This window comes from Flavobacterium sp. (assembly GCF_043779715.1).
GTDB lineage: Bacteria > Bacteroidota > Bacteroidia > Flavobacteriales > Flavobacteriaceae > Flavobacterium.
Window position 1 is genome coordinate 1 of record NZ_JAYWDT010000043.1, and the last position, 10,394, is coordinate 10,394.

The window sequence follows — 10,394 nt, forward strand, 5'->3', positions numbered from 1 at the left end:
GAAGCTTTTCAAATGAAAAGCTTCTTTTTTTATAAAATTTCGTCAATATTTTTCTTAATGTTTTCGGCAATTCTTTCGGTAGGTAAATCGTTTTCGTCATTACCAAATGGTTCCTCAATCTCTTCTGCAATTAGTTCTAAACTTGCTAAAACATAAAAAATAAAAATGACCACAGGAATTGTATAATAACCCAAAACAAAAACATAACCCAAAGGCAAAGTCATAACATAAAAAAAGATAAATTTTTTAAGAAAGACACTGTATGAAAACGGTATTGGAGTATTTTTTATTCTTTCGCAAGCACCACAAATATCTGTAAATGATACTATTTCGGTATTGAGAAATAAAAGCTGTTCTCCAGTTATTTTTTTAGATAAATAAAGCTCATTAATTTTTTTGAAAAGTAATTTTACAACTTGGTTTGGTTTGTGCTTTTTATGATCAATATTAATATTGTATTCATCAAATAATTCGTGGCTAATATTTTGATTTTTAAGATGTAAATTCAAAACACTGGCATAATAAGGAATAATTTTTTTAAAGAAGATTTTATCTTCTTTTTCAGTTAAAATAGATGATAATTTTAATGCTAAGTTCCGGCTATTATTTACGAGTGATCCCCATTGTTTTCTTCCTTCCCACCAGCGATCATATGCTGTATTTGTTCTAAAAACTAATAACAAAGAAATTACAAAACCAAGCATGCTATGCATGATAGTTATGTTTTTAAGATGATGATTATCTGCTAAATGTAAATAATCCTGAACAAAATAAACAATAATTCCACTATAGATTGATATGCCAATAATTAGTGGAAGCAAAGTCCTAAAAGTTTCTGCTTTATGAAAATTGAATATAAAAGTGAACCATTCTTTGGGATTATATGATATCATATTTGATTATTCAACACGTTTTAATTCTATTTTTTCTGGAGCGTGAAGTACCATTGGAAATTTTTCTACTTTCACAGAGCTACTGTCCAATCCGAAAGCTTGTTCTTCTGACAAACTCATTTTTTTGAAGAAGAAATAAGTATTCATAACTAGTTTTTCGTGCCAATGCATAAAACTATCATTCGATAAGAATTTTTCAGACAATACAAATTTGAAATCACCAATAATATTATTTTTACTTAATGATTCGTAGCGACTTGTAATATCCACTTCGCCTTTTTTTACCATATCTTTAATAACTTCCTTAAACATTAAGTTTATTTTAGTAGGCTCTCTAAAACCAAGATTAAAATCGATTCTAAATAAATCATCTTTTATAATTTGAGTTACTTTGTATTCTTTTTTATAAGGTTCATTTGTAATATTTACGTGTACAAACCAGTACAAATCGGCTCTTTTTGGACGTTTTTGTAAAATAGAATACATTACTTTTTCTTCAATTTCATCTATACGATTGGCATTAGTCATATAAACTAAATGGGTTGCATATTTAGGTATCGATAAATCGACACTTAGCTCCGCCAATACCTTTTTGTAATGGTCTATTTTTACAATTTTGGTGTAGTTTTTACTAATTCGCTTGGCCATAAACCAGATTGACATTATGAATATCAGAACCGCTGCAATAATAATAGTTACATAACCGCCATGAGGGAATTTATCTAAACACGCAATTAGAAAACTAAATTCGATGACTAAATAAATTAATATTAATGGTAAAATTAAGTACAAAGCCACTCTTTTTATAATCATAAAATAAGTAAGTAAGATAGTTGTCATAATCATGCAAAGAACAATGGCAAGACCATAAGCCGCTTCCATATTACTCGCTTTTTTGAAATATAAAACGACTCCGATACAACCAGCTAATAACAGCCAATTGATTGACGGAATATATATTTGACCTTTTTGATCTGTAGGATATTTAATTCTAACTTTTGGCCAAAAATTCAAACGCATCGCTTCGTTTATCAATGTAAATGAACCACTTATTAATGCTTGTGAAGCGATTACAGCTGCTAAGGTTGCAATTACAATTCCGTAAGGTTGAAACCAATCGGCCATAATCAAGTAAAACGGATTTGCATTATTTGGATTAATACTCTGCAAAGTAACACCTTGATGTTTTATTAAGTACGCACCTTGTCCGAAATAGTTTAAAAGCAAAGCTATTTTAACAAATATCCAACTAATACGAATGTTTTTTCGACCACAATGTCCCATATCAGAATACAAAGCTTCTGCACCAGTTGTACAAAGAAAAACAAATCCTAAAACGTAAAATCCTTCAGGATGAACACTTAATAATTGGTAGGCATAATAAGGATTTACAGCACAAAGTACATCAGTATTTTTTGTGATTTGAATTATTCCTAAAACAGCTAACATTCCGAACCAAATAAGCATCATTGGAGCAAAAAATTTCCCCACTAGCTTAGTTCCAAATTGTTGTATTATAAATAAAAGGACTAGTATTCCAATAACAATAGGAACAGTATTTAAATCAGGATAATATGTTTTTACACCTTCCACAGCCGATGAAACTGAGATGGGTGGTGTGATAATTCCGTCGGCTAAAAGGGCGCTTCCACCAATAATTGCAGGTATTATGAGCCATTTTACTTTCGTTCGTTTTACTAATGCATAAAGAGCAAAAATTCCACCTTCACCATGATTGTCTGCCGAAAGGGTTATTAATACATATTTTAATGTGGTTTGTAATGTTAATGTCCAAAATATTGCAGAAATTCCTCCCAAAACAACTTGAGGATCAATAGCGTGTTTGCCTAATATCGAACTCATTACGTATAAAGGAGAAGTTCCAATATCACCAAAAATGATTCCTAATGTTATTAATATTCCGCCTAGCGATAATTTACTGTGAAGATCGTGATGTGATGAAGCACTCATTATTTTGTGTTTGAAAAAGAGAACAAAATTAAAATATTTAATCCGATTTGAATGTTATTTTTATTAAAATTATGCATTATGTTATATAAAAAACAGTAATTTAGAATCTTTAAACTATAGTATGAAAAACATATTTTTTATTTTATTGATTGTCAGTACCTTACATTCTTGTAATACAAGCGAAAATTTTATATCTAATCCGAGATTTTCTAAAATTATGGTAGATACTATCTTTAGCGAAAAAATAAGTTGCAGAGCATTAGCAATCGATAATAATAAAGTATGGTATGCAGCGAATAATGGAAATTATGGCTTTATTTCGCTCGATTCTTCAACAAATTATAGCGGAAATATTGCTAAAGAAAATTATAAAATTGAATTTAGAAGTATTGCGCAAACGGCAAAGCATATTTTTATCCTTTCGGTAGGAAATCCTGCATTATTATATCGAATATCAAAAGACGGAACCCAATCTAAACTAGTGTATCAAGAAAATCACGAAAAAGTATTTTATGATTCGATGCAATTTTTTAATGACAATGAAGGAATAGCAATAGGTGATCCAACCGAAAATTGTCCATCGATGATAAAAACGACTGATGGTGGAGAAACTTGGGAAAAAATCACTTGTGACAAACTACCAAAATTGGTGGATGGCGAAGCTTTTTTTGCTGCCAGTAATACCAATTTAATCATTAAAGAAAATAATATTTGGATGGTTTCTGGCGGAAAAAAATCCAGAGTTTTTCATTCGGAAGATAAAGGAAATACTTGGGAAACTATAGAAACACCAATTGTGCAAGGACAAACAATGACAGGTTCTTTTACTGCCGATTTTTATAATGAAAATATTGGTTTTATTGCTGGTGGAAACTACGAAAAACTGGAACAGAATTTTCAAAATAAAGCCATCACAAACGACGGAGGAAAAACTTGGCAACTTATTGCCGAAAATAAAGGATTTGGTTATGCTTCGTGTCTTCAATATTTGCCTAATGGTGGAGGGAAATCGATTGTTGTTGTTGGTGCCACAGGTGTTTTTTATTCGAGAAATGCAGGAAAAAAATGGAAACAATTATCGACCGATAAAGATTTTTATACCATTAGATTTTTAGATAACAAAACGGCAATTGCTGCAGGAAGAAATAAGATTGTAAAAATAAATTTTAAATAAAAACCGCTAAATTTTTAGTTTAACGGTTTGATATATTTTATTAATCTTCGGATCTCGAGCCTTGTCGCTTTTTTAATTGTTTCAAAAGTGTGTTCTTAAAATCTTCTTCCAATTTTTTTAGCAATAATAATTTCTGAGGAGGAATTATACCTTGCAAATCTTTTGTAAGCAAACGTTTGTTATTTTGCATATCAGCGTCAATTTTTTCCGAATCATCTAATAATTTAAGAGTAACAGCATCAGACATTCCAGCTGTATTTTCTGGTTTAAGCTTAAACATAAGCTGTCTTTTTTGCTTATATAAGAAGATTTGTTTCTCATCAAATTTATTAAAAATAGGCCAAAATTTTTCAGCTTCCTGAGATGTTAAATCTAATTTAGTAGATATAAATGCCACACGAAGCGCTTTGATGCGTTCTGCTCTTTTCTCAAAATCTTGACCAAAACTTATGGTACAAACAAATAACAATAAGAGTGTAATTATTTTTTTCATTTTAGGAGTTTTAGTATAAATATTCTTTAGCATAATTTTGGGTATCTTGATCGTATAAATCCAATGATTCTTCAATTGCAGTAATGTCATCGTCGGATAAATTTTCTATAATATCTTCAGTACTTATTGTTGTTTGGCAAGCCAAATAATCTTCGGTACTTATATTTTCAGTTTTTGCACTATTCAAATACATAGTAGTAAATAAACCAATAAAAAAGACTGCTGCCACTGCCGAAAACCAAAATTTTCTAGTTTCAAAAATCGAAATTACTTTCACTTCTTTTTTAGGAAGCTGACTCATCATTTTAGCTTCAAACTGCTCAAAATAGTTTTCTGGGATTCTAAATCCGCTGTTTATTTTTGGGTCGTTATCTAAATCAAATTGTTTCATATCGTTAAGACTATTATTGTGTAAAAAGGTTTAATCTATTTTCAAAAAATCTTCAATTTTCTTCACTGCATGAAAATATGAAGCTTTCAAACCACCAACTGAAGTTCCTGTAATTTCGGCAATTTGTTCGTATTTTAACTCTTCAAAATACTTCATTTTAAAAACCAATTGTTGTTTTTCTGGCAAAATCGCAATCGCTTTTTGCAATTTCAGTTGAATCTCATTACCATCAAAATACACATCGCTTTCCAACTTATTTATCTCTTTTTGTTGCACTTCCTCGCTAGAAATTCCACTTTTTTTAGCTCGTTGTTGCATAAACGTGATGGCTTCATTGGTCGCAATGCGATACATCCAAGAAAAAAGTTTGCTATCTCCTTTAAAATTCTTCAAATTCTGAAAAACTTTTACAAACGTATTCTGCAAAACATCGTCGGCATCATCATGACTCAAAACCATGTTTCGCACGTGATGATACAACGGTTTTTGATACAATTGCAAGAGCTTCCTAAACGCATCATTTTGCGTTTTCGGATTCAATAATTCAGCGATAAAAGCTTTTTCGTCTTGCAAAAGTAGGTTGGTTTTATAAGTAAGACTAAAGATATCTAAAAAGGTTTAATTTATTTATTTTTTTGAAGCGAAAGTACAGTTTGTATCAGTAAAGGTAATTCCTGCTTTCGTTACAATCTTTTTTCGTGTTCTCGATACTCCTCGCTAAAAAAAGCGAGGAACTCGAACTGACGAAAAAAGGATTACCACTTCCATCAGGGCTAGTTTAGGAATCCATTTTACTATTTATAAACGACTAAAAACTTACTACCTTAGCAGCTTAGAACTTTAGCCACTTAAAAAAATGATTCAAACCGTAATTTTCGACATGGACGGAGTAATTGTCGATACTGAACCCGTTCATCATTATGCTTACAACCAACATTTTGTCGAATTAAATATAGAAGTTTCTAACGAAATGTATGCCACATTTACAGGCAATTCGACTCGAAATGTTTTTCAGAAACTAAAAGAAAATTTTAAGTTAAATCATGATGTCGAGGATTTAATTTTACGGAAACGTCATTTATTTAACGAAGCTTTCGATACCAAACCAGATTTAGAACTCATAGACGGCGTGCAGAAACTAATTCAGGATTTGCACATTAACGGAATACAACTAATAGTTGCTTCATCTGCTTCAAAAAGCACAATAAATAGGGTTTTTAATAGATTCGATTTGCATCAGTATTTTACACATATTGTTTCGGGCGAAGATTTTCCAAAATCGAAGCCACATCCCGCTATTTTTTTGCATGCAGCAACATTATCTATAGCTTCTAAAGAAAATTGTATCGTTATCGAAGACAGCACAAACGGAATAAAAGCAGCAAAAGCCGCAGGAATTTATTGTGTAGGTTATGATAGTGTGAATTCGAAATTACAAGATTATTCTTTGGCAGACAAAGTAATCCGTGATTTCGACGAGTTGAGTTTTGAGAAGATAAAAACAATCAATTATTGTTAATATAAAAAGCCAGTTCAACTGGCTTTTTATTTTTAAGGGCTTTTTATTTTTTGATTTCTACATCAACATCTTTACTGTCTAAGGAAACCCCATTTCCACTTATTTTTACGGAAGTTCCATTTTTAGCAGTAGTGTCTTGTACCTGAACGGTTTTGACAGTTTCTACTCTTTCAATAGTTTTGGTTTCGTTATTTTCTACAGTTTTTTCTTCTTTACCCCCACAAGATATAACGAGTAAAGAAGTAAATAATCCTAAATACAATCCTGCTTTTTTCATAATTTAAATATTAAGTTAATGTAAATATACTCAAAAAGGAGCTTGTTTGATCATTTAATTTGAGCCAACCGCTTCTTTATAAACTCTCAAGCAACGTTCTCTTGCAAATTTGTGTTCTACAATAGGTTCAGGATAATGAGAAGTCTCTAATTCTGGAATCCATTTTTTGATGTATTTTAAGTCTTTATCGAACTTTTTTATTTGCTCAGTTGGATTAAAAATTCTGAAATACGGCGCTGCATCTACTCCAGAACCAGCTGCCCATTGCCAGTTACCTACATTACTGGATTGTTCGTAATCTAAAAGTTTTGTGGCAAAATAAGTTTCTCCCCAACGCCAATCGATTAGTAAATGTTTGCATAAAAAACTGGCTACTATCATTCGTACTCTGTTGTGCATGTGTCCAGTTGCATTAAGCTCTCTCATGCCTGCATCTACAAATGGATAACCTGTTTTTCCTTCGCACCATTTCTGAAATAAATCCTCGTTATTTTCCCAAACAATAGTGTCGTATTTTTCTCTAAAACTTTTATTTATAGTATGTGGAAAATGCCATAATATTTGCATAAAAAATTCCCTCCAAATGAGTTCTTTAAAAAAAGTTTCGTTTTTACTTTTTATAGCTTCGTTTATCATTTTTCTGACAGAAACGGCTCCGAAACGAAGATAAATTCCTAGAAATGAAGTTTTGTTTAAAGCAGGAAAGTTTCTTGTAGCTTCGTAATTGTCTATTAAATTATCAGAAATATCATAAGGTGTAACGGTTATTTTTGAAGTTTCAAATCCTATGGTTTCTAAACTCAAAAAAGGGTAGGAGTGAACCGTAATTTTATATAAATAATCCTCTGAATTATAATTTTTTAGAGTTACTTGCTTAAATTTTTCTTTCCATTTATTAGAATATGGTGTATAAACAACATAAGGTTTTCCGTCATCTTTTGTTACTTCGCTTTTTTCGAAAATGACTTGGTCTTTGCTGGTTAGAAATTCGATATTATGACTTACAAAAAGCTGATTCAGTTCTTTATCTCGTTTGCGAGCATAAGGTTCATAATCATGATTTGTGTAAATTGTTTTTACTTTATTTTCGGTAATTAGTTTTTCGAAAATTTCTGATGGTTTTCCGTGAAAAATGGCTAATAATTTTCCTTTATCTTGCAATTTTTCTTGCATTTTAGACAATAATTCGTGAATAAAGGTAACACGTGCATCATCTTTGGGTAATTGAGAAAGTATAGTATCATCGAAAATGAAGATTGGCAATACATCCTCACCGCTATTTAGAGCGTGAAAAAAACCTACATTATCATCTAATCTCAAATCTCGTCGGAACCAGAATATATTCATTTGTATGTTTTATTGTAAAAAATGTTGTAAAAAAACGTCAAGTTACGATTTAGCCCCGATTAAAGTGGAAATCCCGAGCTTTTTTGCGAGGATTGGAACGAAAAGCGGGATTATGGTTGTAAAGAAACCGAATGTTGTGCTCCTAAAATTTTATCCGTTGACTAAAAGTGTCGACATTCCGCCATCAACATGGAAAATTTGACCAGAAATCCAACTGCTATTATCACTAATTAGGAAGTTTGCCATTTGGGCAATATCATTTACAGTTCCGAAACGTTTCAACGGATGACGCAAAGCTGATTTTTCCTTTTTCTCCTCGTTATTTAAAAATTTATCGGCCAATGGTGTATCTGTTAATGATGGCGCAATTACGTTTACTCTAATCTTTGGTGCATACTCGGCAGCTAATGCTTTTGCAAAAGCTTCGATAGCTCCTTTTGCAGCGGCAACACTAGTGTGAAAAGGCATTCCCATACTTGCTGCAATGCTACTAAATAGTACAATACTTGATTGTTGTGAAGCAATTAGGTTAGGTAAAACAGATTGAATTACTTTGACAGCTCCAATAAAATTTATTTGTAAATCGTTTTCGAAAGCTTCTATTTTTAGGGCTTTAAACGGACGTAGGTTGATACTTCCTGGGCAATAAATTAATCCGTCGATAACTGCGGGCAATTTTGTTGTATCTAAAGTGTCAGTTATTACATCAAAAGGTATGTGCGTGACATTCAAATCGGTTAAACCTTCGCTTGTTCGGGAAGCTACAAAAACGTTATTTTCTAACTGTAATTCTTTGGCAATAGCCAAACCAATTCCGTAGGAACCTCCTATTAATAATATATTTTTCATGATTATTGTTCTTTATATTCTCCAAAAAGTTCAATTAGTTTTTTTTCTCGGTATTCGAATATTTCTTTCAGTTTTGGTTTAACCAAAAAGGGATGAACCAATTGTCCTAATATTCCCATTGGAATTTTATAATCTACAATGTCTTCCATTTCGACACCACCAGGAATTTCTCTTAAAAAATGCTTGTGATGCCAAAGTGAGTAAGGGCCAAAACGTTGCTCATCGACAAAATATTTTTTGTCTTCAATATGTGTGATTTCGGTCACCCATTTGGTTTTTATTCCTAAAATTGGCGTTACAATATATTGAATAATTTGTCCAGCAAACATCGGTTTATCGGCACCTGATTGTATTATAAAACTCATATAACTTGGTGTTATGGTTTTAAGATTTTTAGGGTCTGAGAGAAAACCCCAAGCTTGTTGTAAAGTTATTGGAAGGTTTTGTTTTGTATGTAAAGTATAAATTTTCATTTGATGATAATTTTGTGTAAATGTATAAAATGTTTAACATTTTTATAGTAAAGTTAAACAAAAAAATTTCATTTTATCTTTTTCTTAACAATTGATTTGGATTTGAAACTTTATCTTTGGGAAAATAAAATCACAAAAAAATGTATAAATTAATTGTTGCCTTAGCTCTGATGATTGCTTCTTATAGTATTGAAGCTCAAGTTAAAATTCCACAAGCGAGTCCAAAAGCGTCTGTTACACAGAAGGTTGGTTTAACTGATGTTGAAATCGATTATAATAGACCAGGTATGAAAGGAAGAGTTGTTTTTGGAGATTTAGTACCTTTTGACAAAGTATGGAGAACGGGAGCTAATGAGAATACAGTTGTTTCTTTTAGCGAAGATGTGGTTATTAATGGCGCTACTTTAAAAAAAGGAAAATATTCCATTTATACGATTCCAAATGCAGATAATTGGGAAGTTATTTTTTATGCAACTACAGACAACTGGGGAAATCCTGAGACTTGGGATGAAACTAAAGTAGTTTTAAAAGTAAATGCTAAACCAGAAGTTTTGAACAGAAATGTAGAAACTTTTACCATCGCCATTAATAATATTGATAATAATTTTGCCAATTTAGAATTTTCATGGGAAAAGACTCTAGTTGCGGTAAAATTTGAAGTTCCTACACAAAAAACTGCCTTGGCAAGTATTGATAAAACATTGGCTGGACCAGCGGCAACTGATTATTTTTCGGCAGCACAGTATTTTTACCAATCGAATGGTGATTTGAATAAAGCATTGACTTATGTAAATAAAGCATACGAAATGCATGACAAAAAACCATATTGGTACACACGTCTAAAATCTCAAATACAAGCTAAATTAGGAGATAAAAAAGGTGCAATTGAAACAGCAAAATCATCATTGGCAGCAGCACAAGCAGCAAAAAATGAAGATTATGTAAAAATGAATCAAGATAGTATTTCAGATTGGTCTAAAAAATAAAAACATTAAAAAAATAGATTT

At 31.4% G+C, this 10,394-nt stretch carries 12 protein-coding genes; 3 read left to right on the forward strand and 9 right to left on the reverse strand.

What is annotated here, in order from left to right:
- Window positions 1–29 precede the first annotated feature (29 nt).
- Together ACH2BG_RS01910 and ACH2BG_RS01915 are read right to left on the reverse strand one after the other, a co-directional pair.
- Complete coding sequence (locus ACH2BG_RS01910; protein ID WP_395046040.1) at window positions 30–893, reverse strand: bestrophin family protein; 864 nt, start codon at window positions 891–893, stop codon at window positions 30–32.
- Between the two features lie 6 nt (window positions 894–899).
- Window positions 900–2,864, reverse strand: coding sequence for a KUP/HAK/KT family potassium transporter (locus ACH2BG_RS01915; protein ID WP_395046041.1), 1,965 nt, complete (start codon window positions 2,862–2,864; stop codon window positions 900–902).
- Window positions 2,865–2,985: 121 nt separating this feature from the next.
- Between ACH2BG_RS01915 and ACH2BG_RS01920 the strand changes: the two genes are divergently transcribed.
- Window positions 2,986–4,038 carry a WD40/YVTN/BNR-like repeat-containing protein gene (locus ACH2BG_RS01920; protein WP_395046042.1) on the forward strand — a complete coding sequence of 351 codons (1,053 nt, stop codon included), beginning with the start codon at window positions 2,986–2,988 and terminating at the stop codon, window positions 4,036–4,038.
- Between the two features lie 40 nt (window positions 4,039–4,078).
- Here the strand turns inward: ACH2BG_RS01920 and ACH2BG_RS01925 are convergent, their stop codons facing one another.
- Genes ACH2BG_RS01925 through ACH2BG_RS01935 form a run of 3 tightly spaced genes read right to left on the reverse strand, consistent with a single transcriptional unit; the run spans window position 4,079 to window position 5,495 of the window.
- Window positions 4,079–4,531 (reverse strand): sensor of ECF-type sigma factor, encoded by a 453-nt coding sequence (locus tag ACH2BG_RS01925; RefSeq protein ID WP_395046043.1) that lies wholly within the window; start codon window positions 4,529–4,531, stop codon window positions 4,079–4,081.
- 10 nt (window positions 4,532–4,541) lie between these two features.
- On the reverse strand, window positions 4,542–4,922 hold the full coding sequence (locus ACH2BG_RS01930; protein WP_395046044.1) for a hypothetical protein: 381 nt from the start codon (window positions 4,920–4,922) through the stop codon (window positions 4,542–4,544).
- Between the two features lie 30 nt (window positions 4,923–4,952).
- Window positions 4,953–5,495, reverse strand: a complete 543-nt coding sequence (locus tag ACH2BG_RS01935) for an RNA polymerase sigma factor (protein ID WP_395046045.1) — start codon at window positions 5,493–5,495, stop codon at window positions 4,953–4,955.
- Window positions 5,496–5,778: 283 nt separating this feature from the next.
- Here ACH2BG_RS01935 and ACH2BG_RS01940 point away from each other — a divergent pair, with 283 nt between their 5' ends.
- Window positions 5,779–6,441 carry an HAD family hydrolase gene (locus tag ACH2BG_RS01940; RefSeq protein WP_395046046.1) on the forward strand — a complete coding sequence of 221 codons (663 nt, stop codon included), beginning with the start codon at window positions 5,779–5,781 and terminating at the stop codon, window positions 6,439–6,441.
- Window positions 6,442–6,484: 43 nt separating this feature from the next.
- Here ACH2BG_RS01940 and ACH2BG_RS01945 read toward each other — a convergent pair whose 3' ends face one another.
- The 4 genes from ACH2BG_RS01945 to ACH2BG_RS01960 all read right to left on the reverse strand — a co-directional run bounded on the left by ACH2BG_RS01945 (window position 6,485) and on the right by ACH2BG_RS01960 (window position 9,387).
- Complete coding sequence (locus ACH2BG_RS01945; RefSeq protein ID WP_395046047.1) at window positions 6,485–6,718, reverse strand: hypothetical protein; 234 nt, start codon at window positions 6,716–6,718, stop codon at window positions 6,485–6,487.
- Between the two features lie 54 nt (window positions 6,719–6,772).
- Complete coding sequence (locus tag ACH2BG_RS01950; RefSeq protein ID WP_395046048.1) at window positions 6,773–8,065, reverse strand: cryptochrome/photolyase family protein; 1,293 nt, start codon at window positions 8,063–8,065, stop codon at window positions 6,773–6,775.
- Between the two features lie 150 nt (window positions 8,066–8,215).
- The gene (locus ACH2BG_RS01955) at window positions 8,216–8,914 is read right to left on the reverse strand and encodes an SDR family NAD(P)-dependent oxidoreductase (protein WP_395046049.1); all 699 of its coding nucleotides are present in this window, start codon (window positions 8,912–8,914) and stop codon (window positions 8,216–8,218) included.
- A 2-nt stretch (window positions 8,915–8,916) separates the two neighbouring features.
- Window positions 8,917–9,387 carry a cell division inhibitor gene (locus ACH2BG_RS01960; RefSeq protein WP_395046050.1) on the reverse strand — a complete coding sequence of 157 codons (471 nt, stop codon included), beginning with the start codon at window positions 9,385–9,387 and terminating at the stop codon, window positions 8,917–8,919.
- Window positions 9,388–9,527: 140 nt separating this feature from the next.
- Here ACH2BG_RS01960 and ACH2BG_RS01965 point away from each other — a divergent pair, with 140 nt between their 5' ends.
- Complete coding sequence (locus ACH2BG_RS01965; protein WP_395046051.1) at window positions 9,528–10,373, forward strand: DUF2911 domain-containing protein; 846 nt, start codon at window positions 9,528–9,530, stop codon at window positions 10,371–10,373.
- Window positions 10,374–10,394: the final 21 nt, after the last annotated feature.